The following is a 21,903-nucleotide window of genomic DNA, read 5'->3' on the forward strand; positions in this document are numbered from 1 at the left end:
TACCCTTTGCTGCTGGTTGAAAAATGGAAGCCGCATGGCGGCAAGTTCAGCGCCCTGACCGGGCATTCGCGCCTGCCTGTCAGCCTTTGAGGGCAGTAGACGATCTGGCTGGCAGCTGTCGGCGACTGTCGCCTTGCGCACTGAGGAATACGACCAGCCCGGCCAAAAACAACGCGCGGCTACTGCGTTTTGCCGCAGACCTTCAGAACCGCCAGATCAGCGGCATCGTCCGCGACCGGGTCAAAGCTCGCAATATCGCCGTTGACGTAGGCGACCTGATACAGCCTGTCGCGGTCTGCATCGTCGGCGCTGTCCCTGTCGCCAATACGGACAAAGTACATAACGCCAAAATCGCCGTCTTCCGTTTTATACGGCACGGCTTTATCTATCCTCATCCGCAACGATTCCGGATTGTTGAATCCGTATATCATGCTGTTGCCTGCAAGGTAGGCCACGAGCACCTCACGCAGAGCATCTTCGTCCATCAGCTGATACTGGTCGCGCGGAATAAACTTTTCCGCCAAATTTTCATTATATGCGGCAATTTTTGCGGCATAGTCTTTTTCCGCAGCATCAATCGCGACAAACTGCCTGCACAGGGCGTCCAGCTTTTCCGGCTTTTTGGCGTTGCCTTCTATGGCTTTTGCCAGATCAAGACGGTACAGAACGTACTCTGGCGGCGTGGTTTTGTATTTGAGATTGATGACATTTGCCGCATCAAGGTTCTGAAAAACGTCATTGTCAAACCTGCTTTGAAAATCCGTCATATCGCGGCTGCGGGCCTCAAGGTACGCCTTGGCTGAATCAAAACCGTATCCCGCGCCGCGCGTTTCGCCGGACGCGGCCTCGGCCGCCTGCCAGTGGCACACGGCGACCAGCAATGCCAACAGTTGCAGAAGTAGTAGCGAGCGCTTCATGCAACACTCCTTCCCTTGCGGGCAGGTTTTGTGTGGTGGAATAAACAGAAAAAAGACTGAAACCGTGAATGCAGGAGCCAGCCGGTCAGGCCTACGGCCTGGGGCAAAGCAGCCCCCTGCTTGCGGCAAGCACATACACAGGCCGGTAGGTCAGCCTGACGCCCTGCCCGTCCGCAAAGCGGGCATGGTAGGATTTTACAAATGCCTCGTATCTGCTTTTGCCCCATACAACAGACCGTATGCCCGTTACGCCCGTATGACGCAGGTGCAGCAACACGTCGCGCGGGCTGTCAAAATGCAGCGTCACCTCGCCCTGCTCCAGCACCTGCAGGTCAAAGTGCGGCGCGAGGTAGCCCCGCAGGGCTTTGGCCTCGCTATAGGCCAGCCCCACGCCGGTCAGCTCCGCGACCTCCTGCAGGTTGCCGGGCAAAAAGCTGCTGAAGGCCAGCAGCCCGCCAGCAGGCAACAAATGCGCGCATCGGGCAAAAAAAAACGGGAGGTCGTCAAACCACTGCACGGTAGAGGCACTGAGCACGGCATCAAACGCCCCGTCAAAACAGAGCTTCTCGGCATTGCCCTCGCGGCAGGAGACAACACCGGGGTTGGCATCCATGATTTGCTGCAGCTGCGGGCTGATGTACAGATCGTTCAGCATCAGGCTGCTGGGGCGCGCCTCAAGAATCCGCCGCGTAAGCAGGCCTGTGCCCGCGCCGATTTCAAGCACGGCGGCCTTGGGCGCAACGCGCGGCGCAGCCAACGTCCAGAGGCGGTCGGCGATGCGCCGCTGCGCCAGCGCCTCGGCTTCGTAGCTTGCGGCTGCTGCGCTAAAGCGCTGCCTGATCAGTGCGGTATCCATACTCATTACGCTGTCACAAAAGGAATATCCGGCATGTAGTGCGGCTCGTCCAGCTCAAGCACAGCCTGCGCCAGGGGCGTTTCGGCCCAGGCCCGGCGCTGGTTTGCGACAGGAAATATCTTGTCTTTTTTACCCAGCACGGCCCTTGTCCAGCCCGTAAACTGGGGCCTTGCGCCCTCTGCCGCGCAAGCCCTGATGCTGCGCAGCTCATCCAGCAGTGAACCGACGCCGCGCAAAGGTCTACGCGCCTCAAATACGGCCTTGTGCGCACCGCACATGCGCCGGTTAAAGCGATCGAGGCTCTCGGCGCTGAATTGTTCAATGGTGGCGTCGTATACGGCAACCGGTATGCCAAACTCGTCGTCAACGGGCCGCAGCGTGCCGTTGATGGCCACAGCCGTGCTGACGGCGCAGCTCAAACCGGGCAAAACCAGCGATGCGGCGTAGACGCCCAGCGACCACGCCCGCACCCGCACCTCGCGGTAGCGCCGCCAGTCCACGCCGTCCAACGCCAGGCTGGTGTAGTCGTAGCAGACGGCAAAGTCGCAGTCTGCCACCTGCGGCGATTCCGCCGCCCAGGCAAAGGGACGGCTGTCCATGCCCCACCCGGCAAAAAAAAGCTCCAGCGTGGGGCTGTCCTTGCGCCGCAAAAAATCAATATTCATGCAGCAGCCTGCCAAGCAGTGCAATCAGGGCCTCGACATCATCCCTGCTGGTTGCCGCCGTGAGCGAAATACGCAGGCGTGAAGCGCCAGCGGGTACCGTGGGAGGGCGTATGCCCATAATGTAAAAGCCCTCGCGCTGCAAATGCCCGGCAATGTCCAGCGTGCGCTGATTTTCGCCGGTGACGACGGGTACAATCTGCGACGTGCTGCGCACGGATTGCCCAAGGCTGTCCACAAAAGCGTGCATCATGCCGGCGATCCCGGCAAGGTGCGCCCTGCGCGCCGCTGCATCGGCGGAGCAAAACCTGCCCAGAACAAACCGGCTCCAGGCGATGTTTACCGGGGGCAGCGCGGTGGTAAAAATAAAGGGGCGCACCGTGTTGACCAGATACTCGCGCAGGGCCGACGTGCAGATGACGTACGCGCCCAGCGAGGCCCAGGCCTTGCCCATGGTGCCCACCAAAAAGTCAATGTCGGCCGCGCAGCCCTGCTCCTCGCAGCAGCCAAGCCCGTGCGCCCCGCGCACGCCGACGGCGTGAGCCTCGTCCACATAGAGCTGCACGGTCGGATAGGCCTTTTTGAGCGCAACCAGCCGGGGCAGGTCGCAGGCGTCGCCGTCCATGCTGAAGATGGACTCCGTCGCCACGATGATGTTTTCGTATTGTCCGGCGTATTTTTCGACCAGCGCTTCCAGCTGCTGGTAATCGTTGTGCCGGAAGCGAATGCACCTGGCTTCACTCATGCGGATGCCGTCGATAAGGCTGGCGTGCACGAGCTTATCGGCCAGAATAAGCGTTTGCGCCGTGCACACGGCGGGCAAGATGCCCTGATTGGCGTGGTAGCCGCTGCCGAAAACCAGGGCCGCCTCCGCGCCGTAAGCGGCGGCCAGTTCGCTTTCAAAGGCCTCCTGCTGGTCGCAGGTTCCCGTGAGCAGCCGCGACGAACACGCGCCCATGCGCAGCGAGGCCACGTCCTGCTCCGCCCAGAATTGCTGCCGCAGGGCCGCGTCGTCGCCAAAAGAAAGATAGTCGTTGGAACTCAGGTTGATAAAGGGCGCACCGGCTTTTTGCCTGTTGCGCTGCTCCGCGTCTATGTTGCGCAGGGAGCGCAGGCTGCCGTTTTGCTTTTTTTCATCAAGCCACTTGAGGTATTGCATCATCATTTTTACCTGTCAGGCACAGAGCGCCCCGCCACGCGCGGAGGGGCCGCCCCCCAAATGCCAATAATGCCAGTAAACCGCTGCACAACTCAAAATCCAGAGTTGCCATGCGGCGGCAACATACGGCGTGCAACGCGTAAAAGCGTATGGTCGCCCTCAACGCCCCGCAAGTCAATAATGCCGCACAAGGCCACATGCCTGCGCGACAATGGTTTTGTGTGAAAACAGGCAAAAATGCAAATGGTTGCCTGGGGGCCAAACCCGCAGACAACCACATGCTGACGGTAAACAGCCATTGCGCCAGGGCGCGGCTGCGGGCTAGATGCGCCGCTGCTCCGCTACGCCCTCCACATGTATGGCCGCAAAGGGCCGGGCCGGGCAAACGTATTCGCACGCGCCGCAGCCCGTGCAGCGCTCCGCATCCACAACCGGTTTTTTGGGGGCGTCGTCCGGGCCCACAAGATTAATGACCCTCGGCGGACAAATTTTGGCGCAGGCCGTGCAAGTCACCTTGTCTGTCGCCGTGATGCAACGGTCAAGGGCAACCACAGCCCGCCCGATCTGCATGGAGCTTTTTTCTGCCGGGGTAACAGGCCGTATGGCCCCGGCGGGGCACACATCTGAGCAGGTTGTGCAGTTGACCCTGCAGTACCCGCGCTCAAAGGCAAGTGTGGGCTGCAGCATGCCGCTGCCGCTGTCCGTCGACTTAAGCACCTGATTGGGGCAGGCCGAGACACAGAGCTGACAACCGGTGCAGCGTGCACTCAGCAGCTGCACAGACTGCGCCCCCGGCGGCACTATGGCGACCTGCCGCTCTGGGCCAAGTTTGCGGCTAAGCGCGGGGATGGACGACGCGCTGCGCCCAAAGGCCACGCCGGGCACGGCCACCCCCACCAGGGCCGCCAGCAGGTTGCGCCGCAGGCTGTCGGGCTTGCCGCCTGTCCTGTCGCCTGTCCTGCCGCCTGTCCCTGTCGCGCCTGCAGCCAGCTTTGGCGCATAGCTGATGGCCTTGTGCCTGCAGGCGTCCAGGCAGTTAAAACAGGCCACGCAGCGGCTGCCGTCCACGGTTCCGCTTTCGGCGTCAATGCAGCCGGACTTGCAGGCTTTTTCGCAAAGGCCGCACTTTTTGCACGCGCTCGCGCTAATGCGTGGCTGAAACAGCGAAAAGCGGCTCAAAAACCCCAAAAAAGTTCCCACCGGGCATACGGCATTGCACCACAAGCGCCCGTTGCGCCATGACAATACGCCAATGACGGCGAGCGTACCCACTGCGGACGCAAGGGCCGCCAGACCCTTTTGCCAGACCATGGCCGGGGCCACGTCGTAGTTGCCCGCCCGTTCGGAGGCCCAGGCAAGAGCGTTGTTGCCCGTCCCCCACGCGGGGGCCAGCAGATCCGCCGCCATACGGCCAAAGGCGCTGTACGGCTCAAGCAGCGAAAACACCAGAGGAACGCCAGCCAGCAGCGAAAACACAAACACGCCCAGCACCAGCAGCCGCAAAACCGTATGCGGCGAGGAGTGATAAAAACGATACCTGCCCGCCTTTGCGCCAATAATATCCTGCAGCACGCCAAGCGGACACAACACAGAACAGTAAACCCTGCCCAGCACCAGTGTGAGCAGCAACACGCCGACCACAGCCCCGACGCTGCCTGCCAGTATGGCGGGCACAAACTGCACCCGCGCCATAACGGCAAACGAGGGAACAACCAGCCCGCTGACATCGACAAACAGCAGGCACAGCGCGGCAAAACACAGTGCGGCCAGGACCATACGAACAAATCGCAACATGGGCTATCCCTGCCTTGCTCTCAGGTTCTCAACAAACTTGCCCAGCCGCGCCATTTCGTCGGGGATGACGATCATCTGCGGGCAGTGCACAAGACATTTGCCGCACCCGGTACATCGCGCCGCCTGGCGCAGCTCGGGTATGGCCCGCTCGTATTCCACAAGGTAGGCGCGGCGGGCTTTTTCATAATCGGCGTCGCGCGTACCCCTGGGTATCTGCTCGTCATCAAGACACCGGTTGTAATGGGCAAATACCGCGGGGATATCCACGCCATAGGGGCAGGGCATGCAGTAACCGCAGGTGGTGCAACGGATGTTTGACTGGGTCAAAAAAACGCTCAGCGCCTCCTTGAGCACCAGCATCTCGCGGTCGGACAAAGGCTCGTACGGGGCTAGCGCCCGCAGGTTGTCCTGCAGATGCTCCATATAGGTCATGCCGCTGAGCATGGTGATGACGTTGGGCAGCCCCGCCACATAGCGAAAAGCCCACGAAGCGCCGGAGGCCTCGGGCCGTTCGGCCTGCAGGATGGTCAGCGCTTTTTTGTTGAGACGGGCCAGCCGACCGCCGAGCAGCGGCTCCATGACAATGAGAGGCAGGCCGCTCTGCTGCATTTTTTCAAACATCCACTGCGTGGGCGCGGGATCCTTGGGTATGAACTTAGCCTGATTGGGCGCAACTTTATATTCGTGCAGCATGTCGTGGTAATTGAGCTGCACCATGGCAAAGTCCCATTCCACATTGCGCGACAGCAGGTACTCAAGCGTGGGCGCATTACCGTGAAACGACCAGCCAAGATTGCGTATCCGGCCCTTTTTCTTTTCTTCAAACAGATACTCGAGCACGCCGTTTTTTTCGTACACGGTCTGGTACGCTTCTACAGACTGTATGGCGTGCAGCAGATAATAGTCAAAGTATTCAACATTGCACTTTTCAAGCTGTTTTTCAAATATCTCTTTTGCCTGTGCAAGAGTCGGCATTAGAAAGGTAGGCATTTTATCCGCCAGAAAGTAACTCTTGCGCGGATACCGCTGCAAAGCTTTGCCGATAACGATTTCCGAAACGCCGCGATGGTAGGGCCAGGCCGTGTCAAAATAGTTCACCCCATGGGCGATGGCATAATCTACCAGCGCAAAAGCCCCCTCCTCGTTTACTTCGGAACCGGTCGGGCTGTCCGCCCCCGGCTGCATGGGAAACCGCATGCAGCCAAACCCCAGCAGTGAAACCCTGTCGCCGTTTCTGGGGTTGACCCTGCAAGCCATCTTTTCGGCGGCAGGGACCGGCAGGGGCTTTTCAAAGCTGGGCAAAAGCCGCAGTCTGTCCAGACCGTACAACACCGCGCCACCCGCGACGCCCGCCCCCGCAACCTGCAGAAGGCGGCGACGCGAAACCCTGGATGATGTATTATTTTTGTCCATGAAAACTCCACACTGGATTGCGTTAGTAATACCGGGTTCGAACCGGGCGCAATGCGCTGAAAACCTGCCGGAGCTGGCAGCCAGGCCGGAACTGCACAGCCGCCTGCCCTGATAATTGGCTGCACCTCTGGCGTCGGCTGCAAGACATTGCAACCGCAGACAGATGCGCAACCAGTCAGCGCGCCGACGTTGAGCCTGCTATTGGGGGGGGATGGTTAGGTTTGTCGTCCTGTTCAGACGGTTATGCGTTGGCGCTGCTCTCGCAGGCGTTGATTATGCGGCATGCGGCGCAGGCCGCGCCAAAACCGTTGTCGATATTGGTTACAGTGACGCCGCTGGCGCACGAGGTAAGCATGCCCAGCAAGGCTGATAGCCCCGCAAACGACGCGCCGTAACCCACCGAGGTGGGCACCGCCACCACCGGCTGCGCAACCAGACCGCCCACTACGCTTGCCAGCGCGCCTTCCATACCTGCAACCACAATAATGGCGCGGGCTGCGCGCACTTCTGGCAGGTTGCACATGAGGCGGTGAATACCCGCCACACCGACATCGGCAATAATTTTGGCCCGCACGCCCATCATGCGGCAGGTCACCAGGGCCTCCTCCGCCACAGGCAGGTCGGAGGTGCCAGCGGTAACAATGGCCACCTCGCCCTGCTTCCAGACAATGGGCCTGGTAACCAGGGTCATGGCGCGGCCCAGGGCGTTGTACTCCGCATGGGGGCATACAGACTGCACGTGGGCCGCCATCTGCGCCGAAACCCTGGTGGCAAGCACATTGCCGCGCTCCCCCACCCGGACAAAAATTTCGCCCACCTGCTCGGGTGTTTTGCCCTCGCCGTAAACAACCTCAGGAAACCCGTTGCGCGCGGGGCGCTGCAGGTCAAATTTTGTATGACCAAGGTCAAGCACAGCGCTGTCGCGCAGCATGTTCATGCCGTCGGCAACCGAAACGCTGCCGCTTTTGATATCAGTGAGCAATTTTTCCAACGAACCACAAGACATTGTTCAACTCCAACTCTGCGGGCTCAGTTGCCCGCAACCTTGCTTATGGCGGCATACACCTCTGCCAGAGGGATGCCGTGACGACGCGCCAGAGCCTTGCAGTCTTCAAACTCCGGCTTTGCGCGCAACACCTCGCCGTGCAGATGCGCCTGCTTGACCCGCACGTTGCCCAGGGGCGTTGCGACGGTGGCAAAACTCTGCTCGAGCATGGCCTTGTCGAGCTCAACGGCCTTGACCCCGAGGGTGGTGGTGTGCCGGAACAACAGCTCGGTAAATCTGGCGCGTTCCGCCGCGCCGCAGACAACCGAAATGATGACGCCGGGACGGCTTTTTTTCATGATCACAGGGGTAAAATACACATCCCCGGCACCCTGCTCTATGAGCAGATCCATGGTGTCGGCAAGCAGCTCGCCGCTCATGTCGTCGATATTGCACTGCAGCAGGCAGGCCCTGCTGGAGACATCGCCGCCAGCGGACGCGCCAAGGCCGGTAGCGCCTGCGTCGCTGCCCGCACCATGGCTGGCAGGTGCCGACACATGAACCTCGGCCAGCTCCACGCGCAGCATGTTGGGCCGGTGCGCATCGGGGCGCTGCGACTGGCGGTGCCCGATACCGTAGCCGGTTTTGAGCGTGGTCATAAGCGGCGCGGCGGTAATGGCCGTCGCCAGCGTGGCCACAATGGCCGCGCCCGTGGGGGTTGTGGCCTCGTGCTCTACCCCGCCCCGGGTCGTGGGCAGTCCGTGCAGTATCTCCGCCGTGGCCGGGGCAGGGACAGGCATCATCCCGTGAGCGCAACGCACAAAGCCGCTGCCAAGCTCAAGCGGCGACGACCAGACGGCCTCAACCCCGAGCGCGTGAAAGCAGATGGCCGCGCCCACGATGTCTACAATGGAATCTGTTGCGCCTACCTCGTGAAAATGCACGTCAGCAAGCGCCTTGCCGTGCACCTTTGCCTCTGCCTCGGCTATGCGGGTAAAAATGCTCAGGCTCGTCTGCTTGACGGCGGCATACAGCGAGCTTTGCATGATGATCGCCTCGATGTCTGCCAGGTTTCTGTGCGGCAAATGCCCGCCGTGACCGTGGCAGTGCGCGTGCTTGCGGGCATGGTCTGCGTCATCATGCCCATGGTCGTGGTCTGCGTGATCATGCCCATGACCGTGCTCGTGGTCATGCCCGTGGTCATGGCCGTGATCATGGTCATGCTCGTGGTCATCTTCCCCGTTTTTCAGCAGCACATGCACCTGCATGCCCTGGATGCCGCTCCGTTTCTGGGGCAGGCATTCAAGGGCAAACTCATCCTCAAGGCCGAGCTTGGCCAGCTCATCCCTGAGGTAGTCGGGGCTGACTCCAAGATCAATCATGGCCGCCAGATTCATGTCGCCGCTGATTCCGGCAAAGCAGTCGTAGTAGAGAATTTTCATAAAACCCCGGTCATGGGAGCACATCTGCTGCACACGTTTGCCAGGGGCAAGCGCTGATGCTCCACGTTGTTTCTGTGAGGCAATATAGAAGTTTTGTCCGGCACAAGAAATAGACAATACGACCAAATTTTTGCCTAATCCTGCACACTGGCAAAAAAAGGCCCCTCAGCAGCCCGCTTGCCAGCGCTGCACCAGCGCCGGGCACACGCCGAACATGTGCTGAAGATGCGGGGCCTGTGCCGCAAACCGGCCCGCCGACAGCCCGGCAGGCCGGATCTGCGGGTGTAACTCTCGTCAGACGTTTTTGCCCATGTCAAAAGCCTGCCCCATGCTGGGCAGCGCCTTGATGTCGCCCTTGCCCCACGCGCCCACGCCGTACACGACGCCTTTTTCTTCCGCCCCTTCGAGGCAGTAGGCAAAGCCCCTGAAGCATTCAATGGTGCGCTGCATATGCGACAGGTCGGTATCGGCGGCGGTAATAATGTAATACATGCTCTTGTTTTTGATTTCGGTATATCGTGCCACAGTTCTGTCGATCAGCGCCTTTATCTGGGCGCTGACAGAATAAAAATACACGGGCGAAGCCAGCACGAGCACATCTGCCGCAATCATCTTTTGCAGTATGTCGGCCATGCCGTCGTTTTGCACACAGGCTCCCGCATGGCTCTGGCAGTGCATGCAGCCAAGACATGGGGCAATCTTTTGCCCATGAACCCATATTTTTTCCACCGCATGCCCGGCCTCGCTGGCGCCGGCCATAAACTGGTCGCAGAGCAGGTCGGAGTTGCCGCCCTTGCGCGGGCTGCCACTAAAAATGAGTATGTTTTTCACTACAATGCTCCTTGTACGCAGGGCGTAAGACTGTAATTGGGTTGCAGACGCAAAGGGTCGCCCCCCCAGCTCAGGCCTTGCCCGGTCTGTCGCTCGGCAAGCCGGGCCCGTTGTCAAAAACTTTTGAAACATCCTTCATGTATTCAGACACTTCAAGGTGCTGCGGGCATACGTCCTCACAGGCGCGGCAGGCGATGCAGTCTGACGCTTTGCCGTGCTTGGCAGCCATGTTGAGGTAATAGACATACTGGCTAGAGTTGTTGCTTGAGGTAGCCCGCCGCGAGCTGTTGTACAGGGCAAAATAGTCGGGGATGGGAATATCACTCGGGCAGTGCTCCACGCAGTAACGACAGTTGGTGCAGGCCACGGCGGTATCGGCGTTGATGATATCCACAGCCTGACGGATAATCGCGTGCTCCTCTGCGTTCAGAGGCGTAAAATCAGCCATGTACGCCGTGTTATCAAGCACCTGCTCAAGCGTGCTCATACCGCTCAGCACCATAAGCACGCCTTCGAGGCTCGCCGCATAGCGTATGGCCCACGAAGGGATGGATGCCGTAGGGTTATGGCTGCGCATGAGAGCGGCGGCCTTGTCCGGCACAATTGCCAGGCTGCCGCCCTTGCACGGTTCCATGACGATAACGGGCAAGCCGTACTTGCGGGCAATTTCGTAACAGCGGCGCGACTGGATGCCCGGATTTTCCCAGTCGATGTAGTTGATCTGCAGCTGCACAAAATCGAGCTCCTGATGGTGCCGGGCGAGTATTTCTTCCAGCAGCTCAGGCGTATCGTGAAACGACATGCCAAGCTGTCTGATGAGGCCATCCTGCTTTTTACGCAGCACAAAGTCGAAGCAACTGAACTTTTTTGCCTGCGCATAGGAGCTTACGCCGAGATTGTGCAGCAGATAATAGTCAAAAAAATCCACGCCGCACTTTTCTAGCTGCTCGTCAAAAATACTCTGCTGGTCCTGCTCTGTCTTGAGCATGCGCGGCGGCAGCTTGGTGGCCAGCTTGAATGATTCGCGCGGGTGACGCTTTACCAGAGCCTCGCGCACAAACAGCTCGCTGTGGTAGGCGTGGTACGGCAAGGCCGTGTCAAAATAGGTAAAACCCCGTTCCAGAAAGGTATCGACCATGCGGTTCATCTGTTCCATATCCACAGATGTCTGGTCGTTGGCATCCAGCAGAGGTAGCCGCATACAGCCAAAGCCGAGTTTCTTCATCATGAGCATGAACCTCGTGTGTTTTTGGTCCTACTGCCGCATGGGCAGCGTGTAAACCGTGCTATTTAAGTGAGTTGTAGACATCGGCGGCGACAGGCTCCATCCAGGCGGCCGGGCCTTTTTGCGGGTCGATCTCTATGGCGATATGCGCAAGGCCGCTGTCTTTTGCCGCGCCGTGCCAATGCTTGACGTGGGCGGGAATGTTGACTGCGTCGCCGGGCAACAGCTGCCGCGCGGGCTTGCCCCATTCCTGATAGTAGCCTCGCCCGGCGGTTACAAGCAGCACCTGTCCGCCCTGATGCGCGTGCCAGTTGTTGCGGCAGCCGGGTGCGAAGGTCACGTTGGCCACAGGCAGGGCCTCCCCTGCCGGCACAAGCATGTTAAGCCACGCATCGCCGCTGAAATTGCTGCTCTCAAGCTTGCTTCCCGCAGCAAAAACCGAGGTTATCGGCAACTTGTCCATGATAATATCCCTGCATATGAATGTTTGCCCCTTGCCGGGGCCTGACCCCGCAGCGGGGGCCGGTCGCTGTTTGCGACCCTCGCGCCTGAGTGCGCTTCGGATGGTTTATTTGTAAGAGCCTTGCGCCAAAGCGCATAGTCTGATTCTCTAAAATTATTGCCTGATTGTACGAGGATTATAATTAATGTGTTGTTTTTTGCCGTCGGCATCTGCTAACAAAAGGAAAAACGGAGAGCAGCATGAAACCGCAGCCCGAAAAACAATGCGACCTTTTGCATGTTCAGCGCCAGATACTGGCACGGAGCATCGCCCGCTGGACCGAAAACAACCCCAGGTTTGAAGCGGACGTGCCTGGTCTGCTGCTGGTACGGTACGAGGCTCCCACGCAGCCGACCAGCGGCGTGTACGAGCCGTGCATCTGCCTTGTCGCTCAGGGGGCCAAGCGGGTTATGCTGGGAGGCGAGGAGTATGTATACGACGCCAACCATTATCTGATCTCATCGGTTGGCTTGCCGGTGGTGGCCAATGTGGTCGAGGCCAGCCCGGAAAAACCGCTGCTGGGGCTGGCGCTCAAGCTCGATATGCGTATGCTTGCCCAGATGATGGTAGACAGCAACCTGCCCGCGCCACGTTCGGGGCGGTCTGAACGAGGCATGCGCGTAAGCGAGGTAAGCGCGCAGCTGCTCAGCGCCTTTCAGCGGTTGCTCGACCTGCAGCAAGACCCGCAGGACATCGCGGTGCTGTCGCCTCTGGTTCACAAAGAAATTCTGTACCGCCTGCTCGTGGGCGAACAGGGGCATTATCTGCGTCAGCTCGTCTCTGCGGGCAGCCACGGTTTTCAGATAGCGCGGGCCATAGACTGGCTCAAAAAAAACTATGTTCAGCCGCTCAAGGTCGACAGCCTGGCAAAGCAGATCGGCATGAGCACATCGACCTTTCACTACCATTTTCGCGCCATGACAGCCATGAGCCCCCTGCAGTACCAAAAATGGATGCGGCTGCACGAGGCGCGCAGGCTCATGTTTATGGAACGCCTGGACGCAACCAGCGCCGCCTTTCAGGTGGGCTACGAAAGCCCGTCGCAATTCAGCCGCGAATACCGCCGCCAGTTCGGCACGCCGCCCCTGCGCGACGTCAAAAACCTTTACACGACACAGGAAGCCAGCGCTGCTTCGCCCGCCGACGCATCCTTTGCCAACGTCACGGCCTAGCTGTCGTTTCGTCCTCTCCCTGTTGCCAGCACTCCTGCACACCCGGCTCGCCAATGCACGGCGAGGGGGCAGCAGGCCCGTTTACATCTGCAGCCCAAACGCGCAACAGGCAGTACGTTGGGGGCGGCGCTGCCGATACCCCAGTACAGGATTTGCGGCGTGCCGCAGGCGGGGAGCAATAAATTTATAAAAAAATCTAATTATCTAATAAAATTATACATTTTTTGCCACACAAAATCTATTAGCGCCTAGCAGCCCTATTTTATTAAATATTTTAAAAACACTTACTATTCATAATTCATTGCTATGGTTTTGACATGCTTTATTTATTGCTATATTAAAAAAGCATAAAAATATAAACATGGTTTATCTCAATTGTATTCCTGCCGTTATCACTTTGAACAATCAATTATCCAGAGTTTCATTTTTACCTACTACTGTGCAGATATATATTCCGCTGCACTTTGTCCTGTCCAAACTGCCCACATGCCATAGACCACCTGCGAGATTACTATGCGCATCAAATACAAGGTCTGGAGTCTGGTAACAATTATAATCAGTACTATTGTTTGTGCTGACATCTACTTTGGCTACACAGGCATCGAATCTTCCATTCAATCAGAGCTTAACAGGGATGCTGAAGACATTAGATCACTGATCATGGCCACCCGCAGGGTTTATCAAAAGCAGTTTATAGAAAGTGGATTGCCCGTAAACGAAGCCACAGTTGGGTTTTTACCAGCACATGCATTGGCAAAAATTTCTGTTGAATTCCCCCACTGGAGCACCACTGGCATTAAATTCAACAATGTAACAGACAGGCCGCGCAACCCCGCCAACAAGGCAAACAGCTTTGAGCAGGAGGCCCTTGCCTGGTTTAAGGCCAACCCGCAGGCAAAAAGCCGTCTGGTCGAACTAGCCAGGGATGGCAGCAGTTTTTATCACTAGCCCCATCCGTATTGAAGAATACTGCCTGACCTGCCACGGCAGCCGCGCTGACGCGCCGCCTTCCATTGCCGCCACATATGCCGACGCGTATGATTACAAGATTGGCGACATGCGCGGCATACTGAGCATATACCTGCCAACCGGGCAGCTGCGGTACAATGCGTATACCGCATGGGGGTATCAGCTTGCCTTGCGGCTGGTTGGCTATCTGGCGCTCCTGTTTGCTCTGGGCTGCCTGCTGAACAAGTACGTCATCAACCGACTGGCCCGGCTGGAAGAAAACACCAGAAAGCTCGCTGCGGGAGACTACTCTGCCCGCGTAAAAAGGATAGGCCGCGACGAGATTGGCGACCTGGCCACAGCCATCAACGCCATGAGCCGAGAGGTTCAAAACCGCGACACAACCCTGCGCGAAAGCGAAGAAAGCTTCAGGCTCACCGCAAACAGCATCAAGGATGCGCTGATACTGCTCAGCGGCGAGGGCAAAATCATTTTCTGGAACAGGGCCGCCGAGCAGATTTTTGGCTACACGGCCGAAGAAGCGATGGGCCGTGTGCTGCACGATCTTCTGATTCCTGATCGTCATCGCGCAAGCGTGGCCAAGGGGCTGAATGACTTTGTCCGTTCTGGGCAGGGGATATTTTGCGGCACTGGCATTGAGATCAGCGCTATCCGCAAGAATGGGCACGAATTTGCCATCGAGCTTTCGCTGTCATCCATGAACACGCAGGGCAAGTGGGTCGGCATTGGGCTGGTCAGGGACATATCGGAGCGCAAGCAGGTAGAAGCCGAACTGCAGGCCTACCGCGAGCGCCTTGAGGGGCTGGTGGAAACGCGCACGCAAGACCTGATAATTGCCAAAAATGCGGCGGAAGCTGGCAGCGTTGCCAAAAGCGCATTTTTGGCCAACATGAGCCACGAAATACGCACGCCGCTCAATGCCATAACCGGTATGATACATATTTTGCGCAAATCAGGCCTGACGCTCAACCAAGTAGAAAAGCTGACAAAAATCGAGATCGCCAGCAGCCATTTGCTGGAAATCATCAACAATGTTCTTGAATTGTCAAAAATTGAAGCAGGCAAATTTGTGCTGCAGCATGTACCCGTGCACATCCCTACCCTGCTCGAAAACATTACTTCCATCCTGGGCCAAAAAGCGCAGGAAAAAGGCATTGAACTCATCACCGAGGTCGATCCGGATATCTGCCCCGTCTACGGCGACGACAGCCGCCTGCAACAGGCCCTGCTCAACCTGACGACCAATGCGCTCAAGTTTACCGACAAGGGGCGCGTGACCGTGCGCGTGCGTGCAGAGTCGCAAACCAACAGTACCATGACATACCGCTTTGAGGTCGAGGACACCGGCATTGGCATCAGCGCCGAGCAGCAGCCGCGCCTTTTCTCCGCCTTTGAGCAGGCCGACAACTCCATGAGCCGCAAATATGGCGGCACAGGGCTGGGCCTGGCCATTACCAAAAAGATTGCGGAACTGATGGGCGGCAAAGCCGGAATGGTCAGCGCCGAGGGCAATGGCAGCACGTTCTGGTTTACCGCCGTGCTGCGAAAGGACGCGCCCCAGCTTGGCGTAACGGAGCGGATCAATGCGGAGGAAGCGGAGCGCACAATCAAGCAAAAGCTGGGCGGCAAGCGCATCCTGCTGGTTGAGGACGAGCCAATCAACCGCGAGATAGCGCAGGCCCTGCTGGAAGATGTGGGCTTTATCGTTGACCTGGCCGAGGACGGCGGCAAGGCCATTGAGCGGGTGCAGGCCGTAACCTACGACCTTATTCTCATGGATATGCAGATGCCGCACATCAACGGACTTGAGGCCACGCGGCAGATACGTTTGCTGCCGGAAGGGGCCACCATCCCCATTATCGCCATGACAGCCAACGCCTTTGCCGAAGACCGCGAGCTGTGCATCGAGGCTGGCATGAATGACTTTATCGCCAAGCCCGTTTCGGTGTCGCTGCTCTACCAGAAGCTGTGCGCCTGGTTGCAGAAGAGGTGAGGGGGGGGGAATTAAATAGCATATAGTGTTACGAAAAATACAGGGGCATTGAATTTAGGAACAAAAAACGCGTCTCTATCATGAAAGCTAACACGATACCTTTATGCGCATCATCGTAGGTTTGTTTTAGATCAGGGTTGCAATTAGATGTATTTATTGTTAATAAATAATTACTAACAAATTTTTAAGGGGAAATGACTTGGAAGAGTATCTTAAAAAAATTGGGGTTAAAAATGAAAAAATTCGAGACCCGATTTATGGCTTTATACCCATCACACCAAAAGAAAAGACAATCATTGACACACCTCTTTTCCAGCGTCTTAGACGAATAAATCAACTTGCACTAACAAAATATGTATACCCTTCTGCAGAGCATTCAAGATTTGTACACTCCATTGGAGTAATGCATTGTTCAACATTAATATTAGATGGCGTTTTTTCTCATAAAGAGACTAATTTAAACTTTGAGCCTTCACAAAAAAGCATAAAAACGCTTCGATATGCAGCTCTATTACATGACATTGGACATTTACCTTTTTCACATGCTGTTGAAAAGCAATGGCTTTGTGGATTAAAACATGAGGATGTAAGCATATATATAATTAAAAATTACAGACAGATACGAGATATATTGGAATCAGATGGAATTGACTGCAATGAGGTTGCATCACTTATAGGGAAAAAGCCTGCCGAAAAGGACCAACTTTTTCATGAAGTCATATCCGGACAACTTGATGCAGATAGAGCGGACTATCTTCTTCGGGATTCGCATGCATGCGGTGTTCGATACGGTGAATATGATTTTCCCCGTTTTTTACAAATATTTTCTGCAAAAGAAGATGCAACACATGGGAGTCTTTCTCTATGTGTTGATGAAAAAGATCTACATGTTGCAGAATCACTTCTCATCGCTAGATATCACTATAATCTGCAAATACCATATCACAGAACTAGGAGTGGATATGATTTTGTATTAAAAAAATTTGCAAAAGAAAATGTTCATTTTGATAATATATTTGAAATAAATGGCTCTAAAATTGATGAAATAAATTTTAAAAAACTTGAACTTTTGGACGATGGAAGTGTTTTTGAAAAAATTAAAGATAAATTTCAGCAGAACAATAAGTGGGCTAATTATCTAATGCGCCAAATGCACCTCTGTCCAATAATTGATACTAATGCCTTAGATAAAGATTCTGTAGACTACTTTAAAAAAAGCGTGACAGCACTTCGCGCCTCCCCCGATCTTCTTGTTGAAGATGAGGATTATTTTATTCAAGAACAGCCCGTTGAAATGCTCAAGCGCGCACAACGTTCTGGAGAATGTGATAAACCTAGCAAAAAAGGCTCAAAGTCTTTACCCGAGGGGAGTATTCGCCTTCTTGTGGACTCATATGGAGGCGCTAAGAAACAAGTTGACATACGGAACCGTTCTTGGATATTTAACAGGCTCAACAAAGAGCCCCACAAAATTTTGAGGGTTTATGTTGTAGAAGAAAAAAAAGATCACTGCAAGCAAATTATCAAGCAATTATGCCGTAAGGCACAGGGAGGATTGCTATGAATGATAAATGCAAGCAAATTGTGGCTAACATTTTGAATGCGATTGCTTACAAAAAAATTAAGCCCACAAAAATATTTTTGCATAAATTTATTTATTTTTTGAGCACACAGGGTGTTAATGTCGGATTTCGTTTCGAACCATACACTTACGGCCCATATTCATTCGACCTCTCAAGCACGCTTGGGAGCATGGCATTTTGGGATGAAATAGTTGAAAAAGGGACTTCGGTCGAAGCAGTGAATCTCGACAGATATCAGGCGACCAACCCAGAGGAACTTCACAACATTTCAGAAAACTTGGATAAATTCTTGACAATTATCCCCGCCAGCAAGTTGACATTCGACAATCTTGAACGAGTTGGCACTGCCCTTTACTGTGCAGAGGTATTAGCCAAACATGGGAAGGAACCAACCGAGGATGCGGTTGTTGAAGAATTTAAAGCTTGGAAAGGGAAAAAATACCCAGAAGCAGCCATCAAAGAAAGTTATGAAAGTTTGAAGAAATTTCTTCCTTCGCTTCAATAGCAAATAAATGAGGGCTAAATAATTTTTGCCTTCATCATTTTAAAAGGGTCACACGGGAATTCCGTGTGACCCTTTTAAAATCGCTGGTGCGCCCGACAGGAATCGAACCTGTGGCCTACAACTTAGGAGGTTGTCGCTCTATCCAACTGAGCTACGAGCGCAATCCGCATTTTGTAGTAATTCTTCAGGGTCATGTCAAGCTGGGCGTCTACGGCCTCACAGGCAACAAGTATCCGCGCTCCTGAATGGGCACTTCCAGCGCGCGAGCGGAATGAAATGCATGCCGTAGATGGTAAATAGCCATGTGCTGCGCACTCCCTGCGCGCAAGCCGAATAGGTACGCGGGCAATGGTGCAGGATGTGCTACAGGCGCACTCCCTGCGCGCGCGTGGAATGGAATTCATAACCAGCAAAGTGGGAAGAAAAGCCAGCGTCCTAAACGCGCGGTCAACAACTTAGGAGGCTGTCGCTCTGGCCACAGGGCTACAAGCGAGTTCCGTCTAAATTGGGAGTAATGCGCGGCAAGGCCGAGCCACAGCCGCTCTACCACCAGCCCACTACTCTGTTGCCGCCTGCTAGTTGCGCCACCTTTTAGTTGCCGCCCCAGATGAGCAGGGCCAGCGCGCCCAGCGTACCCACCAGCACGGCATAGGCCTGCCGTGTGCGTAGCGAAAGCACCGCCCCAAGCAGCGCCGCCACATACAGGGCAGACCACGTCACCGCAGAGAGCGCCGGTACGGCGTGGTGCTCAGAAAGCCGCGTCAGCAGCGCAAATATCAACCCAAAGCACACCGCGTACAGCACCGCCTGCCACACTGCCCGGCATAGCCCTGCCAGCAGGATCACCCGCCCCGGCGACATCCCGCCGCTGCCGTTGCACCAGGCAACCACTTCATCCACCATGGGGTTAAGCCCGATGCGCTGGCGCAGCTCGCACCAGCTGGCCGTGTAGGCCGCCATCATGGACAATATGAGCGGCAACAGCGCCGGGCCGGGCTGATCCAGCCCAAAGTGCCTGCAGAGGGGAAACACCAGCAAAAAGCTCAGGCTGCCGTAGGGCGGCACAACGCTGCCCAGTTCAAGGGCGTCAAGCCACAGCAGCTCTATGATAATGCCGAGGGGAAGCGCCAGCGACCAGTCGCCGGTAAAAAAACCGGCAAACAGGGCCAGGCAGATGGGGCGGTCTATGAGGCCGACGATGCAGCTGGAACGGGCAGCGCCAGCCAGGACAAAAAAAAAGCGTAGGGAGCCCCGGCAGCGAATATGTCAGAAAAGTTGATCATTGGGGCCTCGAACGGTCTCGGTAGGGACACAACGAAAATCAAGCTGCACAAGGTGGTTCTGTATAAAATGCAGGTCTTCCCTGTCCTGTGCGGAAAGCGCCACATGGGGCAGCACCTGTAGTTTGTCCGGTGCGTAGTGCAGGTTGCCCATGTTCAGCACCTGCATGAGCACACCCGCATCACAGGCGCGGCGTGCATCCTGACAGTTGGCAAACAGCACAAAGCAGTCATCGCCGCACGAATTCAACGTGAGGGCCAGCTCCTTGAGGCTGATAAAATGCGTCATGACGCGGTGCGGTACGGCCAGCTCAATAATCTGCTGCCGTATGACGTCGCCCGCAAGTTCGTCGTTGGCTACCACCAGGTGTCTTGCCCCCGTGTAGGGCAGCCAGGCTTCGATTACCTGGCCGTGAACCAGGCGATTGTCCACGCGAAACCACATATCAGCTGTCTGCTTTGTCACGAGCTTTGTTGCGCAGCATGCTGCCCGCAACCACTATACCCTTTGCGCCTGCCTCGCCGGCAATGCGGGCCAGTTCGCCAAGCTCCTTGTCGCGCGAGGTAAAGACCTTGAGCAACATTGGCAGGTTAACGCCCGTGACAACCTCGACCTTGTGGGTTGCCAGCAGCGAAAGCGCAAGATTGGTGGGCGTGCCGCCAAACATATCGGTGAGAATGATGACCCCGGCGCCCTTGTCGAGCCGCTGGGTTGCGTCGGTAAGACGGCGAACGGTTTCGGAGACCTCGTGGGCCACGTCAACGCTGATGGAGCTGCAGTCGCTCTGCTGCCCAAGAATGAACTCTGCGGTACGCAGCATGGCCGTGCCGTAATCGGCATGCGAAACCAGAATAATTCCAACCTGCGTCTTCTTGTTTTCGTCCGTCATGGCTACCTCACGCAACAGAACGTGCCAGCTTTTTTAGCCGAGTTCAAGGTGTCGATGCTCCAGAAACGCCGGATAATCCGCCTGCCTCAGCGCCTGCAAGATTTCTTCGGCCATGGCCACCGAGCGGTGGCGGCCGCCGGTACAGCCCACAGCAACCGTAATGCGGTATCGGCCTTCGGCCTCCATGAGCGGCAGCATAAAAAACAGCAGGTCCACAAGCTTGTCGCGGTATTCGCGCGCATGCGGCGAGTTAAAAACATAGTCGGCTACGGCCTTGTCCTTGCCGCTGAGGGGGCGCAGCTCGTCCACAAAATAGGGGTTGGCCAAAAACCGCAGGTCAAAGACCAGATCGGCCTCGCGCGGCACGCCATACTTGAAGCCAAACGAAATAACGTTGACCCGTATGGCCCGCAGCTTGCCCTTGTTGCCGCTCCAGCGCTTCTGTATGGCCCGGCGCAGATCATGGATGGAAAACCGCGAGGTGTCGATGACAAGGTCGGCCATTTCGCGCAGGGGGCGCAGGCTGCTGCGCTCGGCCAGCAGGGCGGCCTCGAGGCCCATGCCCCCCCGCTCCAGCGGATGCGGACGGCGGGTTGCGGCGTAGCGGCGTATGAGTTCCTGATTGTTGGCCTCAAGAAAAAGCAGCATGGGGCGAATATTTTTGCCCGCAAGCACGCTGAGACACTCGTTGATGTCTTCCACAAAATTGCTCTGGCGCAAATCCATGCCCAGAGCGATTCCCTTAAAGTGGCTCATGGAGGGGCGCGACATCATGTCCACCATCTCCATAGCCAGGCTTACGGGCAGACCATCAACCACAAAGTGGCCCATGTCTTCAAAAACCTTGAGCGCAGTACTCTTGCCCGCGCCAGACAGGCCCGTGACAATGCACACCTGCACGTCCGCGCCGGGAACGGGCGCGTCGGCGTCTGGCGTAACAGCACGGGTGGGAGCAAGGGGGAGCATCTGCTCGGAGTCCTTCATGACATTCGCCTCTTGTGGGTCAGATCACCGTTTGCAGCAGGGGTTGAGCGCCACAGGCTTTGATGGACGTTGCCAAATCCGGTCCGCCCGCATTATCGTTTGAAATATTTGCAGGGCGACCGCAGGGGAGCATTCGAAGTGGGGCGAACCACAACAGGCCCGCCCCACTGTACCTTATGGATTGTTACAACACTGGGTCAATAAGGGCGTAGCCGCTGACCTTGGTGCGGTACACCACATTGATGCGGTTGTTTTCTGCATTAAAGAACACCAGAAACTCGCTGCCGATGGAATCAAGCTGCATGAGCGCCTCATCCAGATGCAGAGGCTTGGTGGCAAGACGGTCGGTGCCGTCAACGGGCTGCTGCGTGTCCGCATCAGCATCAAGATTATAGGTAAACACGTCCACATCCGTATCGCGGGCGTGCCGTCTCTGGGCCTTGACGCGGGCCACCTGACGCTTGATCTGCGATTCAACCTTGTCGGTCACAAGGTCGATGGCGGCATACATGTCAGAGGTCTGCTCCGTGGCGTTGATGTGCAACCCTTCGCCGGTAACGGTCACTTCGCAGCGATGGCGAAACTTGTCAACGGTAAGCACAACTACCACTTCCAGGCCAGAGGCCTTGCCAAAAAACCGTCCCAGCTTTTCCATGCGACGACGGGCATACTTCTTGAGGTGTTCGGAGGCTTCAAAGTTCTTGAAAGCAAATGAGATGTTCATATGTTCCTCCTAAGTAG

Annotated in this window: 21 protein-coding genes and 1 tRNA gene; 5 read left to right on the forward strand and 17 right to left on the reverse strand. The window is 56.4% G+C overall.

Annotated features, from left to right (window positions below; translation table 11 throughout):
• Nucleotides 1–179: 179 nt before the first annotated feature.
• The 11 genes from DDIC_RS07295 to DDIC_RS07345 form a co-directional block, all read right to left on the reverse strand.
• Nucleotides 180–917: a hypothetical protein gene (locus DDIC_RS07295; RefSeq protein ID WP_136399827.1), complete on the reverse strand. Its 738-nt coding sequence runs from the start codon at nt 915–917 to the stop codon at nt 180–182.
• Between the two features lie 91 nt (nt 918–1,008).
• Nucleotides 1,009–1,779: a methyltransferase domain-containing protein gene (locus DDIC_RS07300; protein ID WP_136399828.1), complete on the reverse strand. Its 771-nt coding sequence runs from the start codon at nt 1,777–1,779 to the stop codon at nt 1,009–1,011.
• Complete coding sequence (locus DDIC_RS07305) at nt 1,779–2,438, reverse strand: pimeloyl-ACP methyl esterase BioG family protein (RefSeq protein ID WP_136399829.1); 660 nt, start codon at nt 2,436–2,438, stop codon at nt 1,779–1,781. Before DDIC_RS07305 ends, DDIC_RS07300 begins: the two co-directional genes overlap by 1 nt.
• A complete protein-coding gene (locus DDIC_RS07310; RefSeq protein WP_136399830.1) occupies nt 2,428–3,600 on the reverse strand; it encodes an aminotransferase class I/II-fold pyridoxal phosphate-dependent enzyme in 1,173 nt (390 codons plus the stop codon). Before DDIC_RS07310 ends, DDIC_RS07305 begins: the two co-directional genes overlap by 11 nt.
• A 315-nt stretch (nt 3,601–3,915) precedes the next feature.
• Nucleotides 3,916–5,388, reverse strand: a complete 1,473-nt coding sequence (locus DDIC_RS07315; RefSeq protein ID WP_136399831.1) for a 4Fe-4S binding protein — start codon at nt 5,386–5,388, stop codon at nt 3,916–3,918.
• Nucleotides 5,389–5,391: 3 nt separating this feature from the next.
• Nucleotides 5,392–6,801, reverse strand: coding sequence for an aldo/keto reductase (locus DDIC_RS07320; RefSeq protein WP_136399832.1), 1,410 nt, complete (start codon nt 6,799–6,801; stop codon nt 5,392–5,394).
• Nucleotides 6,802–7,042: 241 nt separating this feature from the next.
• Nucleotides 7,043–7,807, reverse strand: coding sequence for a nickel pincer cofactor biosynthesis protein LarB (gene larB / locus DDIC_RS07325; protein WP_136399833.1), 765 nt, complete (start codon nt 7,805–7,807; stop codon nt 7,043–7,045).
• Between the two features lie 23 nt (nt 7,808–7,830).
• Complete coding sequence (gene larC / locus DDIC_RS07330; RefSeq protein ID WP_348769722.1) at nt 7,831–9,252, reverse strand: nickel pincer cofactor biosynthesis protein LarC; 1,422 nt, start codon at nt 9,250–9,252, stop codon at nt 7,831–7,833.
• Nucleotides 9,253–9,522: 270 nt separating this feature from the next.
• The gene (locus DDIC_RS07335; protein ID WP_247647413.1) at nt 9,523–10,059 is read right to left on the reverse strand and encodes a flavodoxin family protein; all 537 of its coding nucleotides are present in this window, start codon (nt 10,057–10,059) and stop codon (nt 9,523–9,525) included.
• Between the two features lie 70 nt (nt 10,060–10,129).
• Entirely contained in the window at nt 10,130–11,287 is a 1,158-nt protein-coding gene (locus DDIC_RS07340; protein ID WP_136399836.1) for an aldo/keto reductase, read from the reverse strand.
• A 58-nt stretch (nt 11,288–11,345) separates the two neighbouring features.
• Nucleotides 11,346–11,747: a cupin domain-containing protein gene (locus DDIC_RS07345; protein WP_136399837.1), complete on the reverse strand. Its 402-nt coding sequence runs from the start codon at nt 11,745–11,747 to the stop codon at nt 11,346–11,348.
• 239 nt (nt 11,748–11,986) lie between these two features.
• On the opposite strand from DDIC_RS07345, the gene DDIC_RS07350 reads away from it, so the two are divergent.
• The 5 genes from DDIC_RS07350 to DDIC_RS07370 all read left to right on the forward strand — a co-directional run bounded on the left by DDIC_RS07350 (nt 11,987) and on the right by DDIC_RS07370 (nt 18,008).
• On the forward strand, nt 11,987–12,958 hold the full coding sequence (locus DDIC_RS07350) for an AraC family transcriptional regulator (RefSeq protein WP_136399838.1): 972 nt from the start codon (nt 11,987–11,989) through the stop codon (nt 12,956–12,958).
• Nucleotides 12,959–13,471: 513 nt separating this feature from the next.
• Nucleotides 13,472–13,906: a c-type heme family protein gene (locus DDIC_RS14045; protein ID WP_136399839.1), complete on the forward strand. Its 435-nt coding sequence runs from the start codon at nt 13,472–13,474 to the stop codon at nt 13,904–13,906.
• Nucleotides 13,884–15,920: a response regulator gene (locus DDIC_RS07360; protein WP_136399840.1), complete on the forward strand. Its 2,037-nt coding sequence runs from the start codon at nt 13,884–13,886 to the stop codon at nt 15,918–15,920. The genes DDIC_RS14045 and DDIC_RS07360 overlap by 23 nt, the downstream gene beginning before the upstream one ends.
• A gap of 199 nt (nt 15,921–16,119) precedes the next feature.
• Nucleotides 16,120–17,484, forward strand: a complete 1,365-nt coding sequence (locus DDIC_RS07365) for an HD domain-containing protein (protein ID WP_136399841.1) — start codon at nt 16,120–16,122, stop codon at nt 17,482–17,484.
• The gene (locus DDIC_RS07370) at nt 17,481–18,008 is read left to right on the forward strand and encodes a hypothetical protein (RefSeq protein WP_136399842.1); all 528 of its coding nucleotides are present in this window, start codon (nt 17,481–17,483) and stop codon (nt 18,006–18,008) included. The genes DDIC_RS07365 and DDIC_RS07370 overlap by 4 nt, the downstream gene beginning before the upstream one ends.
• A gap of 84 nt (nt 18,009–18,092) precedes the next feature.
• Here the strand turns inward: DDIC_RS07370 and DDIC_RS07375 are convergent.
• The 6 genes from DDIC_RS07375 to hpf all read right to left on the reverse strand — a co-directional run bounded on the left by DDIC_RS07375 (nt 18,093) and on the right by hpf (nt 21,886).
• Nucleotides 18,093–18,169 (reverse strand) — tRNA-Arg (locus tag DDIC_RS07375).
• 430 nt (nt 18,170–18,599) lie between these two features.
• The gene (locus tag DDIC_RS07380) at nt 18,600–19,073 is read right to left on the reverse strand and encodes a hypothetical protein (RefSeq protein ID WP_247647414.1); all 474 of its coding nucleotides are present in this window, start codon (nt 19,071–19,073) and stop codon (nt 18,600–18,602) included.
• Nucleotides 19,074–19,274: 201 nt separating this feature from the next.
• Entirely contained in the window at nt 19,275–19,733 is a 459-nt protein-coding gene (locus DDIC_RS07385; protein ID WP_136399843.1) for a PTS sugar transporter subunit IIB, read from the reverse strand.
• A gap of 1 nt (nt 19,734) precedes the next feature.
• A complete protein-coding gene (locus DDIC_RS07390; RefSeq protein WP_136399844.1) occupies nt 19,735–20,178 on the reverse strand; it encodes a PTS sugar transporter subunit IIA in 444 nt (147 codons plus the stop codon).
• Between the two features lie 33 nt (nt 20,179–20,211).
• Entirely contained in the window at nt 20,212–21,144 is a 933-nt protein-coding gene (rapZ, locus tag DDIC_RS07395; RefSeq protein ID WP_211088913.1) for an RNase adapter RapZ, read from the reverse strand.
• A gap of 202 nt (nt 21,145–21,346) precedes the next feature.
• The gene (hpf, locus tag DDIC_RS07400; RefSeq protein ID WP_136399846.1) at nt 21,347–21,886 is read right to left on the reverse strand and encodes a ribosome hibernation-promoting factor, HPF/YfiA family; all 540 of its coding nucleotides are present in this window, start codon (nt 21,884–21,886) and stop codon (nt 21,347–21,349) included.
• Nucleotides 21,887–21,903 lie beyond the last annotated feature (17 nt).

This window comes from Desulfovibrio desulfuricans, from assembly GCF_004801255.1.
In the GTDB taxonomy this organism is placed as follows: Bacteria; Desulfobacterota; Desulfovibrionia; order Desulfovibrionales; family Desulfovibrionaceae; genus Desulfovibrio; species Desulfovibrio desulfuricans_C.